At 37.6% G+C, this 21,372-nt stretch carries 25 protein-coding genes; 13 read left to right on the forward strand and 12 right to left on the reverse strand.

Annotated features, from left to right (window positions below; genetic code table 11):
• Positions 1-71: 71 nt before the first annotated feature.
• Together ppk1 and ACTJKC_RS20550 are read left to right on the forward strand one after the other, a co-directional pair.
• On the forward strand, positions 72-2,132 hold the full coding sequence (gene ppk1, locus ACTJKC_RS20545; protein ID WP_440794863.1) for a polyphosphate kinase 1: 2,061 nt from the start codon (positions 72-74) through the stop codon (positions 2,130-2,132).
• Positions 2,132-3,013 (forward strand): Ppx/GppA phosphatase family protein, encoded by an 882-nt coding sequence (locus tag ACTJKC_RS20550; protein ID WP_440794865.1) that lies wholly within the window; start codon positions 2,132-2,134, stop codon positions 3,011-3,013. Before ppk1 ends, ACTJKC_RS20550 begins: the two co-directional genes overlap by 1 nt.
• A 189-nt stretch (positions 3,014-3,202) precedes the next feature.
• Here the strand turns inward: ACTJKC_RS20550 and ACTJKC_RS20555 are convergent, their stop codons facing one another.
• Positions 3,203-4,399, reverse strand: coding sequence for a pyridoxal phosphate-dependent aminotransferase (locus ACTJKC_RS20555; RefSeq protein ID WP_344851819.1), 1,197 nt, complete (start codon positions 4,397-4,399; stop codon positions 3,203-3,205).
• Between the two features lie 112 nt (positions 4,400-4,511).
• Here ACTJKC_RS20555 and ACTJKC_RS20560 point away from each other — a divergent pair, with 112 nt between their 5' ends.
• From ACTJKC_RS20560 to bioA, 3 genes are all read left to right on the forward strand, one after another.
• Entirely contained in the window at positions 4,512-5,498 is a 987-nt protein-coding gene (locus ACTJKC_RS20560) for a cation diffusion facilitator family transporter (RefSeq protein ID WP_440794868.1), read from the forward strand.
• Complete coding sequence (locus ACTJKC_RS20565; RefSeq protein ID WP_344851821.1) at positions 5,485-5,934, forward strand: NUDIX domain-containing protein; 450 nt, start codon at positions 5,485-5,487, stop codon at positions 5,932-5,934. The genes ACTJKC_RS20560 and ACTJKC_RS20565 overlap by 14 nt, the downstream gene beginning before the upstream one ends.
• 99 nt (positions 5,935-6,033) lie before the next feature.
• Complete coding sequence (gene bioA / locus ACTJKC_RS20570) at positions 6,034-7,245, forward strand: adenosylmethionine--8-amino-7-oxononanoate transaminase (RefSeq protein WP_440794870.1); 1,212 nt, start codon at positions 6,034-6,036, stop codon at positions 7,243-7,245.
• A gap of 207 nt (positions 7,246-7,452) precedes the next feature.
• Here the strand turns inward: bioA and ACTJKC_RS20575 are convergent, their stop codons facing one another.
• The 8 genes from ACTJKC_RS20575 to ACTJKC_RS20610 all read right to left on the reverse strand — a co-directional run bounded on the left by ACTJKC_RS20575 (position 7,453) and on the right by ACTJKC_RS20610 (position 14,053).
• Positions 7,453-7,863 (reverse strand): SRPBCC family protein, encoded by a 411-nt coding sequence (locus tag ACTJKC_RS20575; protein ID WP_440794872.1) that lies wholly within the window; start codon positions 7,861-7,863, stop codon positions 7,453-7,455.
• A gap of 38 nt (positions 7,864-7,901) precedes the next feature.
• Entirely contained in the window at positions 7,902-8,318 is a 417-nt protein-coding gene (locus tag ACTJKC_RS20580; RefSeq protein WP_440794874.1) for a VOC family protein, read from the reverse strand.
• Positions 8,319-8,593: 275 nt separating this feature from the next.
• Complete coding sequence (locus ACTJKC_RS20585) at positions 8,594-9,967, reverse strand: exonuclease domain-containing protein (protein ID WP_440794876.1); 1,374 nt, start codon at positions 9,965-9,967, stop codon at positions 8,594-8,596.
• Positions 9,968-10,098: 131 nt separating this feature from the next.
• Positions 10,099-10,725, reverse strand: coding sequence for an autotransporter outer membrane beta-barrel domain-containing protein (locus tag ACTJKC_RS20590; RefSeq protein WP_440794878.1), 627 nt, complete (start codon positions 10,723-10,725; stop codon positions 10,099-10,101).
• A gap of 12 nt (positions 10,726-10,737) precedes the next feature.
• Entirely contained in the window at positions 10,738-11,100 is a 363-nt protein-coding gene (locus ACTJKC_RS20595) for a response regulator (protein WP_344851828.1), read from the reverse strand.
• A 113-nt stretch (positions 11,101-11,213) separates the two neighbouring features.
• Positions 11,214-11,972 (reverse strand): LytR/AlgR family response regulator transcription factor, encoded by a 759-nt coding sequence (locus ACTJKC_RS20600; protein WP_440794880.1) that lies wholly within the window; start codon positions 11,970-11,972, stop codon positions 11,214-11,216.
• Between the two features lie 147 nt (positions 11,973-12,119).
• Positions 12,120-13,223: a sensor histidine kinase gene (locus ACTJKC_RS20605; RefSeq protein ID WP_440794882.1), complete on the reverse strand. Its 1,104-nt coding sequence runs from the start codon at positions 13,221-13,223 to the stop codon at positions 12,120-12,122.
• 89 nt (positions 13,224-13,312) lie between these two features.
• A complete protein-coding gene (locus ACTJKC_RS20610) occupies positions 13,313-14,053 on the reverse strand; it encodes a LytR/AlgR family response regulator transcription factor (protein ID WP_440794884.1) in 741 nt (246 codons plus the stop codon).
• 289 nt (positions 14,054-14,342) lie between these two features.
• Here ACTJKC_RS20610 and ACTJKC_RS20615 point away from each other — a divergent pair, with 289 nt between their 5' ends.
• From ACTJKC_RS20615 to idi, 5 genes are all read left to right on the forward strand, one after another.
• Positions 14,343-14,618, forward strand: a complete 276-nt coding sequence (locus ACTJKC_RS20615) for a hypothetical protein (protein WP_344851832.1) — start codon at positions 14,343-14,345, stop codon at positions 14,616-14,618.
• 72 nt (positions 14,619-14,690) lie between these two features.
• On the forward strand, positions 14,691-15,569 hold the full coding sequence (locus tag ACTJKC_RS20620) for an SDR family oxidoreductase (RefSeq protein WP_440794887.1): 879 nt from the start codon (positions 14,691-14,693) through the stop codon (positions 15,567-15,569).
• A 231-nt stretch (positions 15,570-15,800) separates the two neighbouring features.
• Positions 15,801-16,706: a MerR family transcriptional regulator gene (locus ACTJKC_RS20625; RefSeq protein WP_440794889.1), complete on the forward strand. Its 906-nt coding sequence runs from the start codon at positions 15,801-15,803 to the stop codon at positions 16,704-16,706.
• On the forward strand, positions 16,690-17,526 hold the full coding sequence (locus ACTJKC_RS20630; protein ID WP_440794891.1) for a phytoene/squalene synthase family protein: 837 nt from the start codon (positions 16,690-16,692) through the stop codon (positions 17,524-17,526). Before ACTJKC_RS20625 ends, ACTJKC_RS20630 begins: the two co-directional genes overlap by 17 nt.
• A complete protein-coding gene (gene idi, locus ACTJKC_RS20635; RefSeq protein ID WP_440794893.1) occupies positions 17,527-18,042 on the forward strand; it encodes an isopentenyl-diphosphate Delta-isomerase in 516 nt (171 codons plus the stop codon).
• Between the two features lie 212 nt (positions 18,043-18,254).
• Here the strand turns inward: idi and ACTJKC_RS20640 are convergent, their stop codons facing one another.
• From ACTJKC_RS20640 to ACTJKC_RS20650, 3 genes are read right to left on the reverse strand one after another with little or no spacing between them, the layout of a single operon-like run.
• Positions 18,255-19,004, reverse strand: a complete 750-nt coding sequence (locus tag ACTJKC_RS20640; protein ID WP_440794895.1) for an endonuclease — start codon at positions 19,002-19,004, stop codon at positions 18,255-18,257.
• Position 19,005: 1 nt separating this feature from the next.
• The gene (locus tag ACTJKC_RS20645; protein ID WP_344851838.1) at positions 19,006-19,209 is read right to left on the reverse strand and encodes a KTSC domain-containing protein; all 204 of its coding nucleotides are present in this window, start codon (positions 19,207-19,209) and stop codon (positions 19,006-19,008) included.
• Positions 19,210-19,253: 44 nt separating this feature from the next.
• Positions 19,254-19,634, reverse strand: coding sequence for a hypothetical protein (locus ACTJKC_RS20650; RefSeq protein ID WP_344851839.1), 381 nt, complete (start codon positions 19,632-19,634; stop codon positions 19,254-19,256).
• Between the two features lie 111 nt (positions 19,635-19,745).
• Between ACTJKC_RS20650 and ACTJKC_RS20655 the strand changes: the two genes are divergently transcribed.
• The 3 genes from ACTJKC_RS20655 to ACTJKC_RS20665 all read left to right on the forward strand — a co-directional run bounded on the left by ACTJKC_RS20655 (position 19,746) and on the right by ACTJKC_RS20665 (position 21,316).
• Entirely contained in the window at positions 19,746-19,934 is a 189-nt protein-coding gene (locus ACTJKC_RS20655) for a hypothetical protein (protein WP_344851840.1), read from the forward strand.
• 208 nt (positions 19,935-20,142) lie between these two features.
• On the forward strand, positions 20,143-20,955 hold the full coding sequence (locus ACTJKC_RS20660) for a HipA family kinase (RefSeq protein WP_440794898.1): 813 nt from the start codon (positions 20,143-20,145) through the stop codon (positions 20,953-20,955).
• A complete protein-coding gene (locus tag ACTJKC_RS20665; RefSeq protein WP_440794900.1) occupies positions 20,933-21,316 on the forward strand; it encodes a DUF3037 domain-containing protein in 384 nt (127 codons plus the stop codon). The genes ACTJKC_RS20660 and ACTJKC_RS20665 overlap by 23 nt, the downstream gene beginning before the upstream one ends.
• Positions 21,317-21,372: the final 56 nt, after the last annotated feature.

Here is a 21,372-nt window from a genome sequence, read left to right on the forward strand (position 1 = left end):
AACATCGATTTAACAAATTAATATGCAGTTTTGAGCATCCCTGTTTTTAACGGGGATTTTTATTTTTTTAAATGAGCAATAAGAAGATCCCCTTTTTTAACCGCGAAATTAGCTGGCTTTACTTTAACGACCGCGTACTACAGGAAGCTGCCGATGAAACCGTGCCGTTAATTGAGCGTATTAAATTTCTATCCATATTTTCTTCAAATTTAGAAGAGTTTTACCGGGTGAGGGTGGCCACCATGACACGCCTTACCAACCTGAATGATAAAGCAAAGGCACTTTTAGGATTTAACCCAAAGAAAATCCTGAACGAAATAAAAAATATTGTAGTAAAGCAGGAAAGAAAATTCGACCAGCTTTTTCAGGCTACTCTAATCAACGAACTTGCGCAGAACAGGATTTTTATCTTAAACGATACCCAGTTGAACGTGAGCAGGGGTGAGTTTGTGAAAAACCATTTCAGGGATAAGATTTTATCCAACCTGGTGCCCATTATGCTGGATATGGACAAGCCTTTTCCGGAGTTAAAGGACCGTTACCTGTATTTCTTTGTAAAATTATCTAAAAAGGATACAAAAGTAAGGGAAAAGTACGCCCTTATCGAAATTCCGCCTAATTTACCCCGGTTTTTAGTCCTTCCTGAAACAAATGACTTAAAATTTATCATTCTGGCCGAAGATATCATCCGTTATTGCCTGGATGATATTTTTTACGTTTTCACCTACGATAATTTAGAGGCTTATTCGATTCAGCTCACCCGCGATGCGGAACTGGATATTGATAAAAACATCAACGATAAATTTATTGAGGATCTAAAAAACAGTTTGGAAAAACGCAAAAAAGGTAAACCGATGCGTTTATTGTACGATTCGGCAATGCCTTTGAATATGCTTACGGTTTTGGTGAATAAATTAAAGCTTGAAGCAGAAAGCCTGATTCCTGGTAACCGCTACCATAAATTTGGCGATTTTATCGCTTTCCCGAACGTGGGTAAAAAGGAACTTGAATATACCCCGAATGTGCCTTTAAAAGTTCATGGTTTACACCGTACCGAAAGTGTTTTTAGTAAAGTAGCACAACGCGATTACCTGGTTAACCTGCCTTACCAATCATACGATTACATTATTTTGTTTTTACGCGAGGCTGCTATCGATCCAAAGGTTACCGAAATACAGATTACTTTATACCGTTTGGCAGAAAACTCCAAAGTAATTAATGCTTTGATCAACGCGGCTAAAAACGGAAAGGCTGTTTCTGTTGTATTAGAGCTTAAAGCGCGTTTTGATGAACAGGCCAATATTTTCTGGACCACCCGTTTAATGGAAGAAGACGTTAAGGTAAATTATGGCTTAACCGATTATAAAGTCCATTCTAAAATTTGTTTGGTAAAACGGATTGAGAAAGATAAACCGGTGTATTACGCCAATTTAGCAACTGGTAACTTTAACGAAAAAACCGCTGGTTTATATTGCGATCATAGTATTTTTACTGCTAAAAAGGAGATTACCAACGATCTGGTAAAACTTTTTGATGCCCTGAACAAACGTACCGTAACCAAAGGCTTTAAGCATTTAATTGTTTCCCCTTTAGAAAGCCGGTCCAAATTAGTCAATTTTATTAACCGCGAAATCAGAAATGCCAAACAGGGCAAACTGGCTTATATCATGCTTAAAGTGAACAGTTTAGCCGATGAAGGCATTATTGCCAAACTTTATGATGCAAGCAATGCCGGAGTTAAAATCCAGTTAATTATCAGGGGGATTTGTTGCCTGGTACCAGGCGTAAAGGGTTTTAGTGAAAATATAACAGCGATTAGCATCATCGATAAATTTTTAGAACATGCCCGGGTATATATTTTCGGAAACAATGGCAAAAACGACATGTATCTCTCCTCTGCCGATTTAATGAGCCGGAACTTTGAGCATCGTGTAGAGGTAGGTTTTCCGGTTTTAGATCATGATGTGAAACAGGAGATTCAGGATATTATCGATCTGCAACTGCAGGACAATACAAAATCGAGGCAGATTAATGCTTTAAACAACAATAAGTACCATAAAAACAGATTAAGTAAAAAAATAAGGGCTCAGGTAGACATCTACAACTATTTAAAAACCAAGCATCAATCATAATGTTAAGATACGCAGCTATAGATATCGGTTCGAACGCAGTGAGGTTACTTATTGCTGATATCAGCAAACAGGACGGAAAATATAAATACAAAAAGAATACTTTAATCCGTGTGCCGCTCCGTTTGGGCGATGATGCGTTTTTAGATCAGCATATTTCAGATAAAAAATCGTCAGATTTAGTCAAAACCATGACGGCTTTTAAAAATCTGATGGATGTTTATCATGTTTCAGAATACCTGGCCTGTGCAACATCTGCTATGCGGGAAGCCCGGAACGGACAAGACATCGTAAAACTGATTAAAGAAGAAACCGACCTGACTCTGGAGATTATTGAAGGGCAGCGCGAAGCCAATATTATTTATGCCAATCATATTGAAGAAGAGCTGGATGAAAATAAAACCTATCTATACATTGATGTTGGCGGTGGCAGTACCGAACTTTCTGTGTTTGTAAAAGGAGCGCCTGAAGCTTCAAGGTCTTTCAATATCGGTACCATCAGGATGCTTGACAACCAGGATAAAGAAGAAACCTGGGAAGAAATGAAAGATTGGGTAAAAGAACATACCAAAGCATATAAACATCTTGCTGGAATTGGTACAGGCGGCAACATTAACAAACTTTTCCGCATGTCGGATGAGAAGGAAAATGCACCTTTATCTTTACAGAAGTTAAATTCCATGTATAATAAACTGACGAGTTACTCCTTAAAAGAACGCATTAATACCTTAGGTTTAAACCCCGACCGTGCTGATGTTATAATTCCGGCCTGCGAAATTTACCTCACTTTAATGAAATGGACAGGAATTAAACAAATTTATGTGCCTAAAGTAGGAATGGCTGATGGGATCATTAAATTATTAATCGAAGAGAAGCTGGATTAGCTAAAAAGATAATAACAGAAAAGAGGTTATATTTAAATAAATCTGTCATCCTGAGCTTGTTGAAGGAACTTGTTCAATACACGATTAAGTGTTTCGACAGGCTCAACATGAAAGCTTGAATGAAAATTATTTAATAATATAACCTCTTTTTATAAAACAGTTAACTCAAAATTGTCAACTGTAAACTGATTAAGCTAATTTAGCCAACGCTTCTTTAATTCTTTTCAGTGCTTCTACCAAACTCTCGTCTGATGCAGCGTATGATAAACGGATATAGTTATTGTTACCGAAAGAATCGCCGCCCACAGTTGCTACGTGACCAACGTTTAATAAGTATAAAGCTAAATCCGAAGAATCTTTAATTACATTTCCTTCAGCATCTTTTTTACCAAAAAATGAGCTGATTTCAGGGAAGAAATAAAAAGCACCATCAGGAAGGTTGGTTTTTACACCCGGAATTTCATTTAATAGGTTATAAACCAATTCTCTGCGGCGTAAAAATGCTTCTTTCATTTCTAAAACGCTTGCTAATCCTTGTTCATAAGCAACAATACCCGCTCTTTGTGCAATAGAACATGTTCCAGAAGTGGTTTGTCCCTGTAATTTATCATTAGCAGCTGCAATTTCTTTATTTGCGGCAATGTAACCTAATCTCCAGCCCGTCATGGCGAAAGCTTTTGAGAAACCATTTACGATGATTACGCGGTCTTTAATGCTATCGAATTGGGCGATTGATTCGTGTTTGTCAACAAAGTTGATGTGCTCATAAATCTCATCAGAAAGGATATAAATATTTGGGTGTTTTTCAAAAACGGCAACCAATGCAGCCAATTCCTCTTTGCTGTAAACCGAACCGGTGGGGTTACAAGGAGAAGAAAACATAAAAAGTTTCGATTTTGGGGTAATGGCCGCTTCTAATTGTGCTGGTGTAATTTTGAAATTGCTTTCAATATCAGTATCAATAAAAACAGATTTTCCTTCCGCCAGGGTAACCATTTCCGAATAAGAAACCCAGTAAGGCGTCGGGATAATTACTTCATCTTCCGGATCGATCAACGTTAAAATTACATTCGATAAAGATTGTTTGGCACCAGTAGAAACAACGATCTGAGAAATATCATAATCAAGGTTGTTCTCTGTTTTTAATTTATTTACGATGGCCTGGCGCAGATCAGGGTATCCCGGCACTGGCGAGTAACGCGTATAATTTTCATCTAACGCTTTTTTAGCGGCATTTTTTACGTGATCAGGCGTATTAAAATCGGGTTCGCCAACGCTTAAACTGATGATGTTGATGCCCTTAGACGCTAATTCGCGGCCTAATTTGGTCATTTTAAGGGTTGCAGATTCTGACAGACTGTTGATTCTTTTCGATAAGGTGCTCATGGTTAATTACTTTGAGCGCAAATATATAAACCAAATATTATTCTGCACTAAAAAAGGCAGAGTTTTTCTCATTTAATTTATCGGTTAACCGTATTTTTGAAAAAAATATATTGTGTCGGTTAAAAAGAAAGCCATCATTATTTCCCTTGTAGTAAGTATTGTATTGATGCTCGCCAAGTTTATTGCTTACTTTATTACCGGTTCCAACTCCATTTTAACCGATGCTGCTGAAAGCATTGTGAACGTTATTGCCGGTAGTTTTGCTTTCTACAGCATTTACCTGAGCACACAACCTAAAGATGAAAACCACCCTTACGGGCACGGGAAAGTTGAATTTTTCTCTGTATTTGTAGAAGGTATCCTGATCCTGATTGCAGGTATAGCCATTATTTTTAAATCTTCCTACAACCTGATTTATCCTCATGCCGTTGGCGAACTCTTAACAGGAACCCTGATTATCGGCATTACAGGATTGATTAACCTCATCGCGGGGCTTTATCTGATCAACACTGGCAAAGAAGTACATTCTGTTACTTTACAGGCAGATGGTAAACATTTGTTAACCGATACTTACACCAGTGGAGCCATTGTTATAGGCCTAATACTGATTCAACTGACAAATATTATTTGGTTAGATAGCTTACTCTCTGTGTTAGTGGGCCTTTTTATTGTTTATTCGGGTTATAAACTCACACGCGGCTCGGTTGGCGGACTAATGGATGAGAGTGATTTTACACTGGTTGAGGAAGTAGTTGCGGTATTGCAGAAAAACCGTCATAATCCATGGATTGACGTACACAACCTGCGTACACAACAATATGGCCCAGAATTTCACATCGATTGCCATGTAACTTTACCCTATTATTTTGATTTAAATATGGTTCACCGCGAAATTTCGCAGATAGATGAACTGATCAATAAAAACGGGATACGCAAAGCCGAACTTTTTATCCACGCTGATCCTTGTTTGCCCGAATGTTGCCATTATTGCCATATGAGTGAATGTAAAGTAAGGGCTGAGGCTTTTAAAAAAGAAATCGTCTGGACACCAGAAATAGTCATAAAAAACAAAAAACATTTCGAAAATGAGCTACTTTAATGTAAGGGTATATGGGTTATTGATTAACCAGCACAACGAAGTTCTGGTGAGTGATGAAGAAGAATACGGTTTCCGTTTCAGCAAATTCCCCGGCGGTGGATTAGAACTTGGTGAAGGTTTGATTGACGGTTTGAAAAGAGAATTTGTAGAAGAATGTGAAGCCGAAATCGAAGTTTTATCTCACTTTTATACCACCGACTTTTATGAAAAATCATCATTTAACGATAGCCAGGTCATCAGTGTTTATTATTTAGTTAAAGAAAAAGCACCATTACAACTGGCTTTTAAAGATACCATTTACGATTTCGATGGCGAAGGTGAAATTTTGCAGGCTTTCAGATGGGTAAAAATAGAGGATTTGGATATCGAATCAATCACCTTCAAAACCGATAAAACCGTTGCCCAACTTTTAAAAGAACAATATTCAGTTAAATAATAAATATTTATGTCAGATACTTCCGAAATCGAAACTCCCAACACCCAACTAAATCTAACTGAACGCGATCAAAAGGTGATTTGGCACCCTTATACCCAAATGAAAAATGCCCTCCCGCACATCCCGATTGTAAGGGGAGAAGGTGTATATGTTTTTGATGAAAATGGTAAAAGATATATTGATGCCGTTTCGTCTTGGTGGGTAAACATTCACGGACATTCACATCCATACATCGCCGAAAAAGTAGCAAAACAGCTTAAAGTGCTGGAGCATGTTATTTTTGCCGGTTTTACGCATGAGCCGGCAGTTTTATTGGCAGAACGTCTTTTACCGATATTACCAGGCAAGCAGGATAAGGTTTTTTATACCGATAATGGTTCTACCGCAGTAGAAGTGGCCTTAAAAATGTGCCTGCAATACTGGGACAATAAAGGGAAACCTAAAACAAAAATACTGGCCTTTAAAAATGCCTATCATGGCGATACTTTTGGGGCAATGTCGGTTAGTGGGCGTAGTATTTTTACGGATGCGTTTAACAGTTTATTATTCGATGTAGAGTTTATCGATCTGCCGGATGAAGATAACATTTCCTATCTCGTATCACATATCTCAAATCTTTCGGATACCGCTTGTTTTATTTTCGAACCGCTTATTTTAGGTTCAGGAGGAATGTTGATGTATGAAGCAAAATACCTGGATCAACTTTTGTCGGCTTGTAAAGCTGCAGGAATTTTAACCATCGCTGATGAAGTAATGACAGGTTTCGGGAGAACGGGAACTTATTTTGCCTGTGAAAAATTAAGTAATAAGCCTGATATCATTTGTTTAAGCAAAGGTTTAACTGGCGGTACGATGCCATTAGGGGTAACCACCTGTACCAATGAAATTTTTGAAGCCTTTTTGAGCGACGATAAGCTAAAAACGCTTTATCATGGTCATTCCTTTACCGCCAATCCAATTGCCTGTGTGGCATCTCTGGCGAGTCTGGATATCCTTTTAAGAAGTGAAACACTGCAGAATATTAAAAGGGTAGAGGCCAAACACGCCATATTTCTGGATGAAATTAAAGGCCATTCCAAAGTAAAGGCCATCAGGCAAACAGGTACCATTATCGCCATTGAGTGGGAAACAGGCAATGAAACATCTTATTTAAGTAACCTGCGTAATTTACTGTATGCCTATTTCTTAGATAAGGGAATTATTTTACGTCCATTGGGAAATATTATCTATATCCTGCCACCTTATGTAATTAGTGATGAAGACCTGGATTATATTTACGCGACTATAAAAACGGCATTGGAAGAAATATAGTTTAAAGTCATGAAGCAATTCTTAGTAGTGGTGTAAGATGTTACCATCTTTCACTCTATTAAAATTTATGCAAAGTCAGGTGGTAACACCTGACTTTGCTATAAAAGATTCTTCACTGTGTTCAGAATGACAATTTGGGTTATATCGCCTTGGTTTGTGTCTCCACGAATTACCTACAGTGTAAATCATACTCCAGGCTCCAAATATTTATAGCGCCTCATTAAGAAAATAGTTCCAGCCGCCATTAAAACTTGATTTTGCAAAGTCTGGTCCGCTTGTTGCAAAGCTTTCTAAGCCTGTGTGTTTCAATTTCAATAAGGTTTTATCACCTTGTTCAAACAACTCCCAGCTTACTTCAGAGTTACCCGGTAAGCCGTCATAACGCCAGGTATATGCGATTTTTTTACCGGGTATAACTTCCGTCACCTCACAAAGGTGAAGGTATTGAGGGCCATTATCGGCTCCACCGCTAAACTGAAATTTAAAGCCAACTTCAGGCTTAAAATCGGCCAATTGAAAATACCATTGCTTAATTTCGTTATTATCAGTTAAAGCATTCCACACTTTTTCGATAGGAACATTATAGATCCGCTCTACGATAACTGGTTCGTTTTCCATGTTTATTAAATTTGGTTTTTATGATAGCAATTATTCGCTTAGCCTAATGGCATTTTGCTCATATCCATATATAAAATGCTCCATCTTTGTCCGTCAAGATCCACAAAACCGCAGCCGTACATCCAGCCATCTTTATAACCGGGTTCGCCATAAATTGTACCACCTGCAGCTACAACTTTTTGGGCAAGCTCATCAACTTCTTCATGACTTTCTGCATCAATAGAAAATAATACTTCACCACCGCGGCGTATATCGGCAATGTTGGTACCAGCAAAGCTTTCGTATAATGCTTCTTCGAAAAGCATAATCGCTAAATTGCTTTCACCCACTAAAAAACAAGCTGAATCTTCGCGTGCGCCATACTGTAGATTAAGGTTAAAGCCTAAGGCTGTAAAAAATGCTTTCGATTTATTAATGTCTTTTACCGGAAGGTTTATCCAAAGTGATTTTGTCATAACGTTTTATATTTTGTTGTAAGTAAAGATAAGGAACGGATGGTGGAATTGACCTTGCTAAAAACGAAAAATTACAGGGCTATTTGAGACAATTATAATATCACTATCAAACAGGATTTTTGAAAAAATATAGTTGGCTAGAGATGTTATTCCCAACTTAATTGGAAATCTTGGAGATTATTGTATTAAGATTAGCTTCGCTGAACACTTCGTGGTTCCTGCAGGCGCGGGAAGCCCGCTTTAAAATCTATCAATGGTAATTATTAATCCATTCCCTACAATTTATACAATTTCTGCGGATGTTGTTCTGCGTGGTTTAAAATTAAATTCAAGATATAACTGTTGGACTGGTAAATGGATAAATCATTCTTAAGCGGAGCCAAACCATCCGAAAGATAATTTTTATCGGTAAAATACCCCATCCCATAAAATTTACCTTTCTCTACAAGCAAACAGCTAAACTCTTCGTCTTTTCTGCCCTCATCAACCAGTGCAAAACTGGGTTGCTGGTTTTGAATATCGTTTAAAGCTGCATTTAATTTTTTATTGTAAACAGCTACCGTTTCTATTCCGCTGCAGGCACCAAAACATTGTCCGTTTTCATGTGCATAACATTTTGTTGCTGTTTTTTGGAGGTAGCAGAGCTTGGCACAAAGCTGGTATTTATCAATTAATTGGGTTAAAAAGTTGTAGCCTTCCAATAAACTGTTAAAACTCTGTATGGCATTGTTGTTTTTTTTATGCTTATCAACTGCTAAACGCAGGTATCCGTTCTGATCTTCAAAAACATACAGGTCGTATTTGTGTTCATAACGTTTCATGGCACGGTTATTTTCGGGCCAGAGGCGTTTAATTTCATTTGCTTCTAAAATCAAAGCCATCAGTTCCGTTCCGCAAATCACAAAATCTACATGGTGGATGGTCCGTAAAAACTCCTGGCGCTGGCGGTTTGGGGTATTCCCTGTAAAGTGACTGGTAACCCGTTTTTTAAGGTCCTTAGCCTTGCCAACGTAAACAATTTTGCCTTTACTATCTTTAAAATAGTAAACTCCCGGCTGATTAGGCAATCTTAAAATAGAAGCTTTATCCAAATGTGGAGGTAAAACCTGTTCTTTCGAAGTTTTCTTTAACATTTCCTGAATAATTCCTTCCAGATCATTATCCAGTAACATGTTAAAGAGGATGCTCGTGGCATCGGCATCGCCCGCAGCCCTGTGGCGGTTCTGTAACGGAATTTGCAAAGCAGTACACAATTTACCCAAACTGTATGATGCTTTTCCGGGAATTAACTTCCTGCTCAACCTTACCGTACAAAGTTTTCTGCACTGCAGATCAAAACCCGCAGCAGCTAAATGGTGTTTCAAAAAAGAATAATCGAAATTCACATTGTGTGCCACAAAAACCTTATCACTCAGCAACTGGTAAATCTGTAATGCAACATCAGCAAAAGCCGGTGCATCCTTCAACATGGCATTATCAATGCCCGTTAGCGCTGTAATGTAATCCGGAACCGGTTGTTTAGGATTGACCAGGGTAGTATAAGAATCAACAATCTGATTGCCGTCATGGATGTTAATGGCAACTTCGGTAATGCCATTTGCTGAGGCATGACCACCAGTGGTTTCGATATCTACAACTGCGTATAACATTAAATTGATTTGAGATACAAATCTATGCTAAAATAATTAGTATAAAAATAATTTTGATGATTTCTTTAGCATAAAAAAAGAGCGGTTACATTATTAACGTAACCGCTCCGGTATTTTGTATATCAGTTTTACTAAAGCTTGCTTAATAGTTTGCTTAAATTCGGCTTAATACCGATATTGATTGGTACTGTGTTAAAAGCCCGGTTCTGGATTTTGCTGAAACCATACATGTAACTGGCCTCTACAAATAAATTGGCACCACCAATATTGTATTCAATACCCGCACCACCTTCCGCAATGCCCATTCCGTTTGATTTATTATCCTGCGTAACCTGCAGGTTTGAAGTATTTACTGCAACCTGTGGGGTGAGGATAATACCACCGCCGGCACCTGCAAAACCATAAAATGCCCATTTATTTACAATTTTGCGGTAACCCAGCGCCATATTTAATAAATAAGTGGTCGCCCTGCCTTTTTGTAAAGTGTAAGTGTAACCTGCATCGGGTGTAATCTGGTTAAAAGTGAAAGCATGTAAGCTTACTTTAGGATATAAAAACAGGCCACCATCGCCTAAACCCAAATTTAGCCCCAAAGAAGTGGAGAATTTAGGTTTAAAATAGTCTGAAGTTTCGCCCATGGGGAAAGCAAATCCAATTCCACTCATTGAGTAGAGTTTATCAGGTCTGCCCTGCGCTTTCGCTTTAATTGACATCACCACACAGAGTAATATCATTGGTGTTAATAATTTTAGTTTCATATCTGTTTTTTTTTAATTTAGGGTTAAGGCGTTTACTTTTTGAAGTAAATCAGCCATATTAAATGGTTTCTCTAAATAATCGTCGGGATGATATTTTTGGGATGCAATATAATTTTCGTCGTATCTGGCTGAAGCGAGGATAATCGGAATCCCCTCTGTTTCAGGGTTTAGCCTCAGCTCTTTAAATACAGCACGTCCATCCATTCCATTTAACATAATGTCGAGAATAATCAGGTCTGGCGCAAAATCCCTGATGGTTTTAAAGATATACCTTGGCGATAACAGGGGGAAAACTTTATAATGTTCAGTTTCCAAAACCTCCTGAAAAACCTCTAATACATCAGGATCATCGTCCACAACCAATACTCTTTTCAAAACAGATAAATCAATTAATAACTAAATAGACTATCCTAATACAAAGTTTGGCAAGGAATGTTTTAAGGTGCCGGTAAAAAATAATTCTAAAGAAAAAGCTTAGGCACGGAGCGCTAGGTGGTGGGATCTGATTTTTGTTCTTCCTGCGGGAAATTGTTTTTTACAAAATCAGCAAAATGCGCTTCATGGGTTGGAGATAAAGTAAATGAAGTTTCCTCCGACAGGAAAATTTTATTTCCCAATACGCTTTTAATGTGTTGTTTTGCAATTACTACTGTATGGCTGATCTGGATAAATGCCGAATGTTTTTTCAGCATTTTCAAAGTTTTGATAAAATTTGATCTTGAGCTTAAAAATGTATTCTTAATGGTTTTAAACCGGATATCTTCTCCGAATTCTTCTACTGCAATCAGTTCGTTCAGGTCAATCCGTACCAAGTTTCCGTTTTCTCCCTGCAGGGGAATATAAAAGAAATACTCATCGCTTACTGAAAACATATTTGGTGCCTCTTTACCGGTAGGATAAAGGTTATTGATGGTTTTAGTGAAATGCAGAATCGAATAGGGCTTAAGCAGATAGGCATCAGCCTCAACCTTAAAAGCATCAATGGCATAACGTGCATGTGCTGTGGTAAAAACCAGGTGTTTCGTTTTTTGCCTTAATAAACCAGCCAGTTCCAGTCCCGAAAGCGAAGGCATTTCTACATCCATAAAAATAATGTCTACAGGATTGGAAACAGATATTTCAGCGAGTGCCTTAAGCGGTTCGGTAAAAGTTTTGATAAGTTTTAAATCCGGCAACTTATCCATATACGCAATTAGGCTTTCGAGAGCGTGCGGGTCGTCATCAATAGCGATGCAACTTATTGGCATTTTTTCATGTTTAGGTGATGCAAATTACAATTTCACCTAATAAAAAGGAAAAAAAACATCTTGGTAAAGGATTTTTATCTATTCGGCAAGGAAAAAAGCCTTTTCTTTTGAAATTGTTGCAGAACCTTAAGGTTTTAAGTGAAAATATTAAATCAAAGTAGCGGTTGTGCGCTTTATTTTTAATATTACCTTAAAGTAATTTTTCGTATCGCTGAAATAATTAAACGATGCATTTTCGCCATAGGCATAATCCAATCGCTTTTTGATGTTTTCTATGCCCGAACTTAAACCAGATGTATTTTTAACAGCTTTAATTAAATTTGATGTTTCGATAATGAGGTGATCTTGCTCAATTTTTAAACTCACCTCTGCAGGGTTAGATTCTGCAGATAGTTCCCCATGTTTAAATATGTTCTCAACCAGGGTAATGAGTACCATCGGAATGATCTGCAGGTTCCTGATTTCATCATCGTACCAAAAACGGAGCCGGATGTTATGGTCATTGCGGAGCTGATGTAAATTGATCAGATTTTCTACCTGGTTAATTTCTTCTCCCAGCAATATAAATTCGCGGTCTTTATTACTGTCTACCGAATACCGCATCATTTCCGCGAGCGAATGGATGGCTTCAGCTGCAACGGGAGACGAATCGCGGGCATTTTGATAAATGAAATCTAAAGTATTAAATAATAAATGAGGTTGTATCTGTGCTTTAAGAAAGGCATTTTCTGAACGGGCAATCTGGATGAGGTTATATAAACGTTGTTTTTCCAGTTCCTCCGTCTTTTTTCGCTCCTTAATGTAACGCATTAAAAAATAATATCCTGTAGAGAAACACATAAAATAGACACACCGGTACAGTGGGGCCAGAAAATACTGCAGATTTAGCTCAATCTTACCGGATCCGGTATAGGCTGTATGGAAAATGATAATATAATCGAGCAAAACGGCGATCATTAGATAAGCCGTAATTTCGAGCAAAACAGCCAGAGGAAGTTTCCATACGGTTTGTTTTGGATTTGTAAAAGCTATTGCCAGCACCACGTGGGCATGCACATAAAAAGTAATGATATTGAGCGTATAGTATAAAATATATGGAGGCAGGCGACCAAATTTCCCGTTAATCAGCCCTACAATAATAGATTCGTAAAAGATAAAGATAATCCAGACTATGATGTGGAGTTTTTTGCTGGTTACCCATTTTACTAACGGGTTTTGTCTTTTGTTTACGCTTTCGTTTGTTGCGATCATCTGGCTAGTTAATTGGGGGACGGCTAAATAGTTAACAAAAAAAGCCAAAGGCTTAATTGTTTAACAACGAAAATACTAAAAATTTAGTTTTAAGAACGACTTGTTTTGATGGTTTTTTCTTTAATGTACTCCTGTATGCTTTCGCGGTAATTATTTCCGATGTTAATGGTAAGGTCGTTGATCATTTTTAATGTATTGCCCTCCACTTTTTCGATGTAATTTTTAGCAATAATAAAGGAGCGGTGTGCCTGTACAAAATTCTCATAATCCTTTAAAATAATCCTGATTTCTGACAAGGCAATGTAGGATACAATAGTTTCGTTGAGTGTAAAAATCCTTACATAATTTTGAAGGCTCTCTATTGCAACAATATCTGCATACCTTACTTTAATCAGGTTATTCTTTTCGCTTTTATTGCGCACAAAGAAATAATCGTCTTCTTGTTTTACGGTAACATTGGGCACACTTGGCGCGTATGGAAAAAGGTGATTGATGGTTTCGGCAAAACGCGCAAAAGTATAAGGCTTTAATAAATAGGCGCTTGCATACATTTCAAAAGCTTCGTAAGCATATTTAGAATGTGAAGTGGTAAATATTAATTTGTCGGTTTTATGCCGGATGGCCTTTGACAGTTCAATCCCCGAAATCATGGGCATATCTACATCTATAAAAATAATATCAACCTGTTCTCCTGCAGTAATTTCTTTTAAAGCCTGTAAAGGATCAGTATAGGATTGTATTAACTGAACGTTTGTAAGGTTATTAATATACGCTGTTATCCCGTTGACGGCATGTTTGTCGTCATCGATTACGATGCATGTAAGTTTCATTAGGTGTGTGTTATGTTCTACTAAATTATGGCATGCATTTTTAAATAAAGAAATTATTTTTTGTTTGTATTTGTGATTAGTGGTGATTGTAAAGAATATGATACGAATATGTTTTTCGGGTATAATCGCCTGTATAATTGAAGGAAACTACAATATCGGACCTGCGGAAAAGAAAACAAAATGATTTAATTACTTGTATAACAATATATTGTATTTTGAATCGTAGTAATTAATAGATATATTTATTATCCTGAATATTCACCCTGAAAATCCCTAAAACCTATTTTTTATGAAAAATAAAATCCGCACCACAAATAGATTAAACGTATCCATTACCAAAAAAGTTATCGAACTGCAGGAAAGAGGATACGATTGTGATTTCCTTTTACTGGCAAACGGCAGCCTGTTGTGCATGCAAACCAATTTTAAATATCCTTTAAATACGGTTTCTATTAAGCAGATGGAACATGGTTACGATTTCTTTAGCCACTCTTATAAACATGTACATACCATAGAAACCGGGAATGGCGAAAGGGGAGTGCTTTTAACCGAGAAAGCATTTTAGTTGTAACTTTCGTTTTCTTACAATTTTATTCCCGCTTAAGGGCTGAAATTTGTGTTATAAATACTTTAAAATATGACACATTTAACCCAACCCACCATACTGGTTACCGGCGCAACAGGAAGCGTAGGTTCAGCATTGGCAGAACAATTAGCTTTTGAAAACATTCCTTTCAGGGCATTGGTAAGAAGCCTGGATAAAGCCGGCAATTTAAAGCGGCTTAAATGCGCAGAAATAGTTACCGGCGATTTTAACGATAAGCAAAGTATTGTAAATGCTTTAGCAGGTATCGAAAAAGTTTTTCTCCTGAGTAATTCTTCTGAAGCGGCAGAAAGCTTGCAATGCAATTTTGTTGATGCAGTTATGGAAAGTAATGTTAAGCACATTGTTAAACTTTCTCAGTTTGCTGCAGATATGAATTCGCCAGTTCGTTTTCTCCGTTACCATGCTGCTGTAGAACAAAAAATAAAGGATACAGGTTTACAATATACTTTTTTAAGACCAAATCTGTTTATGCAGGGATTACTTGGTTTTGCAGATCCCATAAAATATCAGCAGCAATTTTTTGCCACTGCAGGTGATGCAAAAATCAGTTTGGTTGATACCCGCGATATCGCTGCTGTGGCCTTACAAGCGTTGGTTAGCAGAGATACTGAAAGTAAGATTTACAACATTACAGGTCCTGAAGCCCTAAGTCACAATGATATAGCAGAAATCCTCTCCGAAATATTAGAGAAGGAAATTAAATACATTAACGTATCTGATGAAGAACTGAAAGCGGCTTTATTACAGGCCGGTTTTCCATCCTGGCAGGCAGCTGGTTTAATAGAAGATTACGCACATTATGCCCGTGGTGAAGCAGCTATGGTTAGCCACGATGTAATGGAAGTAACCGGTAAAGCGCCGGGAACATTTACAAATTTTGTTAAGGAATACAGATCTGCTTTTGAGTAATGTTATTGTTTAAGGTTTTAACCTCAGATACGCACAGATTTTTATATACATATTTGCCCTCGTATTGCCGGATGTTACCATCCGGCAATTCATTAATTTGAAATAAATCTTTCATCGTGGTGTTGGATATTACCATCCGACACTTTAAACGGAAACATCTGACTGCACTTTTTAAAAAACTTTCCTTTATTTATTTTGTTTAAGTTTTATTAGATATATTTAAACAAATTAATGAATTATTCCATTTCAGATCTTGAACAGCTTTCGGGCATTCATTCTCATACCATCAGGATCTGGGAGCAGCGCTATAATGCCTTAAGTCCAACGCGGACTGAGGGCAATACCCGCCTGTACGATGATAAACAGTTAAGAAAATTGCTAAACATCGTTAGTTTAAATAAAAGCGGCCTAAAAATTTCCAAAATATGCCGCCTTTCTGATGAAGCTATTGAAACACTTTTAGATGAGCAGCTTACTGATCCTTCTATCGACGAAGAGGCAGAATATTACATTTCGAAGCTGATTGGTTATGGATTGTCTTTTGACGAGCCCCATTTTAATCATTTAATAGATGAAGGGATTAATAAGCTGGGTTTATCAGGTTGTTACCGCAAAATTATGTATCCTTTGCTGGTCCGTTTGGGATTAATGTGGCGAAAAGACGATATTTGTCCTGCTCACGAGCATTTTTTATCCAATATTATCCGTCAGAAAATATTTACACATATTAATCATCTTCCGGAAGCACCATCTTCAGCCGCAAGGTGGCTTCTTTTTTTGCCAGAAGATGAAGATCACGACATCGGATTGCTTTTTGCAAATTATATGTTGAGGATGCACCACCATCAGGTTATTTTTTTAGGTAGTAAAGTTCCGTTGGATTCCATTAAACGCGTATTTGCTTCCTTAAATGTAGATCAGGTTTTATTTTTTATGATAAAATCAAGATCAGCATCTGTAGCACAGAAATATATCGGTCAGTTATCAGAAATATGCGCATCTGCCCAAATCCACCTTGCCGGAAATGGTCAGGTTATCAGTAAATTACAAAATATCGGTCACATCAACTGGTTTAAAACCCTTGATGAATTTGAAGCATCCATTCCCAATCCACTCTTACATGAAAGAAATTTTTGATCAACTCTCTGCCGATTGCAGCCGGCTTACTACCAGGCGTTATAGTACCAGTTTCTCATTCGGTATTTATTTTCTTGGTAAGGAACTGCGTCTGCCTGTTCATTCTATTTATGGTTTTGTGCGTTTAGCTGATGAGATTGTAGATAGTTTCCATCACTTTGATAAAAAATTTCTGCTCGGAAAATTTAAACAGGATACTTTTGAGGCCATTAATCTGGGCATTAGTTTAAACCCTATCTTAAATTCTTTTCAAAAGGTGGTCAATCATTATCACATTGATCATGAACTCATTGTTTTATTTCTAAAAAGTATGGAAATGGATCTTTCGGAACAGAAATATACTCCCGAACTATACAATGAATATATACTGGGTTCTGCAGAAGTGGTTGGTTTAATGTGCTTAAAGGTTTTTACCAATGGAGATGATGAACATTATGAGCAGCTAAAGCCATATGCAATGAAACTGGGCTCTGCTTTCCAAAAAGTAAATTTTCTGCGGGATGTTAAGGCTGATCATCAGGCACTTAATCGCAACTATTTTCCAAATGTTAACCTCGCGGTATTTTGTGATAACCAGAAGAGGCAGATAGAGCATGAAATTGAGGCCGAATTCGATGTTGCCCTGGCTGGAATAAAGATGTTACCTCCAGGCGCCCGTAATGGCGTGTATTTGTCGTACATCTATTACAAAAAATTATTTGCCAAAATAAAACGCCTGAGTGCCGAAAAAATCATGACGGAAAGGATCAGGATTTCGAACACACGTAAAGTTGGTTTGATGTTTGATTCTATCATCCGCAATAAGTTAAATGTAATTTAAATGGAAGAACAGGTTATTCTTGTAGATCAGAATGATGTGCCGGTGGGACAGATGGAAAAAATGGAAGCACATGAAAAAGGCTTGCTTCACCGTGCTTTTTCGGTTTTTATTTTCAATTCGAAAAATGAACTCTTGCTACAGCAACGGGCATTAAGTAAATATCATTCTGGTGGCTTGTGGACCAACACTTGCTGCAGTCACCCCAGAATGGGCGAAACCAATATGGATGCTGCCAATAGACGTTTAAAAGAAGAAATGGGAATGGATTGCGAGCTGGATTATCTGTTTAAGTTTACCTATAAGGCAAAATTTGAAGATGGTTTAACTGAGCACGAGGTAGACCACGTTTTTTTTGGTACAAGTGATGAACTGCCACTGATTAACCCTGTTGAAGTAGAAACGTTTAAATACATCAGCCTGGAAGCTTTGGCAGCTGATATTGAGCTTAATCCTGGTCTTTACACACCCTGGCTGCGGATTTGTTTAGATGAGGTAATGGAGCATGTAAAAGCATAGAAACAAAAAACGGGCATACAGCCTAAGCCATATACCCGTATCTAAATTAACGCTCTCGAGGACAAATATAGGACTACTTTATAAAAATCCTAAAAGTTTAACATTTCTTTTACTTTGAGATTATACTTAAAAGTTTCGTTTAAAAATCATTATTTGCTAAGCTATTAGTATTTAGGAGATTAGTGTTTTAAGTGTTTTGAAGAAATGATAAATTATTTTTCTTTCTGATGATATAATTTTTGACATTTCTCGCAATAATAGGTTTGCCGGTGGGTTTTTCCCAGTTCCTTTTTCTCTATATTATGTTTTCGGGGACATTCTTTCTGGCTATAAACATCCCAGTGTTTGCTTAATGTATTTTCCTTTTTCCATTTTAAAAAATCAAAACTGTAATTGCGGGCTTCTTTAACCAAAGCTTTTAATTTTGCAGGAGGTAAATCTTTAATTTTTGTCAGCGGATGTACGCGGATACGGTACAAAACTTCATTTTTAATGATGTTGCCAACACCGCTGAAAATCTGTTGGTCCATGAGCACATCACAAACCAAAGCTTCGGGCATATCTTTCAGTTTTTTGATAGCGGCTCTGCTGTTCCACTCCTCAGCCATAATATCATTCTCCCAGTTGTAATGTTCTTTAACATTTCCTTCCAGCAGATCGACTTTGCAGGTGTAAAAGTTTAGCACATCTTTTTTTAAAACGAGTCCTAAAGTTAATGGTGTTTTCTTCTCCTGATTAAGAAGGTAGGTGCCAAAAAGCATAAAATGGATGCGGACGGTGAAATCTTTAAAACAAATCAGAAAATGTTTGCCCCAGCTTTTAAAATCGATAATTTTTTGATGTAAGAGCCGGTCTTTATCAATGTTTTTAGCATTTCCTGCAACTTCCAGTACCTCAGGTTTGCCCAGGTGAAGGTCTTTTATTAAATCCTTTAATATTACAATCGATGGGCCTTCTGGCATATTATTCTTCCTCCAGTTTCCGGAATTTAAATTTGTCTTTTATATGGGCATTAAAGTACCGCCCTTTTGATCCTGAAGCTTTTAATAATTTATAAACTTTTTCAGGCACTTTTTTGTACAGGTAAACCATATCTGTTGTAAATATGATTTTCAATGTTTCGGTAGCGGTATCATAACTAAAATATTTAATTACTGATGATGGCATAACCTGCAGTTTATATTTAAAAACAGCTGCTGTTAAAAATGGTTTTACTCGTTTTTAAGCTCTGATTCTTCTTTTGCCACCTTGATTTTTTCCTTTTTAAGGTCAATCCGGATGATGTTATACAAGCTCATATACACATTTGCGATCCACACGATGGAGAAAAAGGCAATAATGTAACCCCGCCAATCGGGATAAATTAAGGTAAACCTGGTAATAATCAATAACAGTGCGGTAACGTAATGGCTAAAACAATATTCGCAGGTAAAAACGTAGAAAAATTTCCTTTTAACAAGTTTGTTGCAGTTTTTCGAACGGTCTACACAAAATTCTCGTGCCTCCCTAAAAATTTCTTCTTTGGTAACCGTCCAGGCGATGCATGCAACGGGCAGTGCCATAATAAAAAGGTAATAAATGTGTGCTTCCATAAACAATCAGATCCGGGTATAAGTACAACCTCAAAGCCGGGGAAATGTTTAACCGGGTAAGAAACATTTTTAAGTATATTTATGTTAATTAACTATTTAATCAATATTGTTATGGAAAGATCAGAAATTTTATCATTGCTTGAAGTTATTAATCAACAGGTGAGTTCGTCAGTTTTAGGTGGGAGGGAAGAAGACTATGAGGAACTGGAAAGTATGGGCCTGATTACGATTAACCGTGAATCTGTACAATGGTCGGCAGCGATGACGCCTGCAGGAAATGCTTATTTAGGACATGATTAAATCGAATTGGGAGTAGAAATACTTTTAATAATATCATTAGTTATGATCAGTATTGTTTTGACCATAGCAGGCATTGGAGAAAATATAAACCCGAAGCTTATGTAGCAAGATGTTATAATTGTATGGCATTACTACCTAATGCTGACTGATTTATTGCCTAAATTCTGCTAAATTTGCCACAAGTTTAGAATTGTGCCCGCATAAACAAATGGCCATTCTATCTTCCAATATGAACGATTTACAACTTAGAACAGTAAATGTTACCCGTTACGTTACGCCGCTGCGCGAAGGGGGCTCGATGCCTGCCATTGCAGAGGCCGATGATAATTTCCTGTACGTGCTTAAATTTAGGGGAGCCGGACAAGGCACCAGGGCATTAATTGCAGAATTAATAGGCGGTGAAATTGCCCGGATACTGGGTTTACGTGTTCCCGAACTGGTTTTTGCCAATCTTGATGAGGCATTTGGAAGGACAGAACCTGACGAAGAAATCCAGGATTTATTAAAAGCCAGCGTAGGGTTGAATTTAGCACTGCATTATCTTTCCGGGGCCATTACTTTCGATCCGACAGTCACTACTGTTGACGCTAAATTAGCTTCGCAGATTGTATGGCTGGATTGCTTTTTAACTAATATGGACCGTACCTGCCGCAACACCAACATGTTGATCTGGCATAAAGAACTCTGGTTAATTGATCATGGGGCATCTTTATACTTTCACCATTCGTGGCAAAACTGGCAGGAACAAGCTGTTAAACCATTCTTTTTGGTAAAAGACCATGTGTTATTGCCGTGGGCTACCGAACTGGAAAGTGTACACGAGGAATTTACAAAAATCCTTACACCCGAAAAAATAAAAGCAGTAATCGATATTATTCCTGATGACTGGCTGGAAGGCGAAACGAATTTCGAAACCAAAGAAGATCACCGCAAAGCCTACATTTATTTCCTCACCGAAAGATTGTCACACGCTGACGTATTTTTAAAAGAAGCACAGCATGCAAGGGAAATTCTTATTTGAGTATGCTGTAATCCGCGTAATGCCCAGGGTAGAGCGTGAAGAATTTATGAACGTGGGGATTATCTTGTTCTGTGCAAAGCAAAAATATTTAAAAAGCATTTTTGTGTTAAACGAAGCGAGGATAAAAGCTTTTTCGCCGGGTATTGATCTGGCAGAACTGAAAGAAAATTTATGTGCCTTTGAGCGCATCAGTATTGCGGCTAATGGATCTGGACCAATTGGGCAATACGATCAGGCTTCGCGTTTCAGATGGCTTACCGCTACCAGAAGTACTGTGGTGCAATGCTCAAAAGTACATCCTGGTTTTTGCGATGATGCCGAAGAAACATTATTGAGGTTGCATCAGGAGCTGGTTTTGTAGCGCAGAGCGTTATGCGAATTGTGCCCGGCGCTAAGCGTTTAATTTACCTTAACAGC

The organism is Pedobacter sp. 22226 (assembly GCF_052045455.1).
GTDB lineage: Bacteria > Bacteroidota > Bacteroidia > Sphingobacteriales > Sphingobacteriaceae > Pedobacter > Pedobacter jeongneungensis.

What these genes read in the sequence shown, in the direction of transcription:
- ppk1 (WP_440794863.1), top strand. Translation starts at nt 72, where the DNA reads ATGAGCAATAAGAAGATCCCCTTTTTTAACCGCGAAATTAGCTGGCTT.
- ACTJKC_RS20550 (WP_440794865.1), top strand. Translation starts at nt 2,132, where the DNA reads ATGTTAAGATACGCAGCTATAGATATCGGTTCGAACGCAGTGAGGTTA.
- ACTJKC_RS20555 (WP_344851819.1), bottom strand. Translation starts at nt 4,399, where the DNA reads ATGAGCACCTTATCGAAAAGAATCAACAGTCTGTCAGAATCTGCAACC.
- ACTJKC_RS20565 (WP_344851821.1), top strand. Translation starts at nt 5,485, where the DNA reads ATGAGCTACTTTAATGTAAGGGTATATGGGTTATTGATTAACCAGCAC.
- bioA (WP_440794870.1), top strand. Translation starts at nt 6,034, where the DNA reads ATGAAAAATGCCCTCCCGCACATCCCGATTGTAAGGGGAGAAGGTGTA.
- ACTJKC_RS20575 (WP_440794872.1), bottom strand. Translation starts at nt 7,863, where the DNA reads ATGGAAAACGAACCAGTTATCGTAGAGCGGATCTATAATGTTCCTATC.
- ACTJKC_RS20580 (WP_440794874.1), bottom strand. Translation starts at nt 8,318, where the DNA reads ATGACAAAATCACTTTGGATAAACCTTCCGGTAAAAGACATTAATAAA.
- ACTJKC_RS20585 (WP_440794876.1), bottom strand. Translation starts at nt 9,967, where the DNA reads ATGTTATACGCAGTTGTAGATATCGAAACCACTGGTGGTCATGCCTCA.
- ACTJKC_RS20590 (WP_440794878.1), bottom strand. Translation starts at nt 10,725, where the DNA reads ATGAAACTAAAATTATTAACACCAATGATATTACTCTGTGTGGTGATG.
- ACTJKC_RS20600 (WP_440794880.1), bottom strand. Translation starts at nt 11,972, where the DNA reads ATGCCAATAAGTTGCATCGCTATTGATGACGACCCGCACGCTCTCGAA.
- ACTJKC_RS20605 (WP_440794882.1), bottom strand. Translation starts at nt 13,223, where the DNA reads ATGATCGCAACAAACGAAAGCGTAAACAAAAGACAAAACCCGTTAGTA.
- ACTJKC_RS20610 (WP_440794884.1), bottom strand. Translation starts at nt 14,053, where the DNA reads ATGAAACTTACATGCATCGTAATCGATGACGACAAACATGCCGTCAAC.
- ACTJKC_RS20615 (WP_344851832.1), top strand. Translation starts at nt 14,343, where the DNA reads ATGAAAAATAAAATCCGCACCACAAATAGATTAAACGTATCCATTACC.
- ACTJKC_RS20620 (WP_440794887.1), top strand. Translation starts at nt 14,691, where the DNA reads ATGACACATTTAACCCAACCCACCATACTGGTTACCGGCGCAACAGGA.
- ACTJKC_RS20625 (WP_440794889.1), top strand. Translation starts at nt 15,801, where the DNA reads ATGAATTATTCCATTTCAGATCTTGAACAGCTTTCGGGCATTCATTCT.
- ACTJKC_RS20630 (WP_440794891.1), top strand. Translation starts at nt 16,690, where the DNA reads ATGAAAGAAATTTTTGATCAACTCTCTGCCGATTGCAGCCGGCTTACT.
- idi (WP_440794893.1), top strand. Translation starts at nt 17,527, where the DNA reads ATGGAAGAACAGGTTATTCTTGTAGATCAGAATGATGTGCCGGTGGGA.
- ACTJKC_RS20640 (WP_440794895.1), bottom strand. Translation starts at nt 19,004, where the DNA reads ATGCCAGAAGGCCCATCGATTGTAATATTAAAGGATTTAATAAAAGAC.
- ACTJKC_RS20645 (WP_344851838.1), bottom strand. Translation starts at nt 19,209, where the DNA reads ATGCCATCATCAGTAATTAAATATTTTAGTTATGATACCGCTACCGAA.
- ACTJKC_RS20650 (WP_344851839.1), bottom strand. Translation starts at nt 19,634, where the DNA reads ATGGAAGCACACATTTATTACCTTTTTATTATGGCACTGCCCGTTGCA.
- ACTJKC_RS20655 (WP_344851840.1), top strand. Translation starts at nt 19,746, where the DNA reads ATGGAAAGATCAGAAATTTTATCATTGCTTGAAGTTATTAATCAACAG.
- ACTJKC_RS20660 (WP_440794898.1), top strand. Translation starts at nt 20,143, where the DNA reads ATGGCCATTCTATCTTCCAATATGAACGATTTACAACTTAGAACAGTA.
- ACTJKC_RS20665 (WP_440794900.1), top strand. Translation starts at nt 20,933, where the DNA reads ATGCAAGGGAAATTCTTATTTGAGTATGCTGTAATCCGCGTAATGCCC.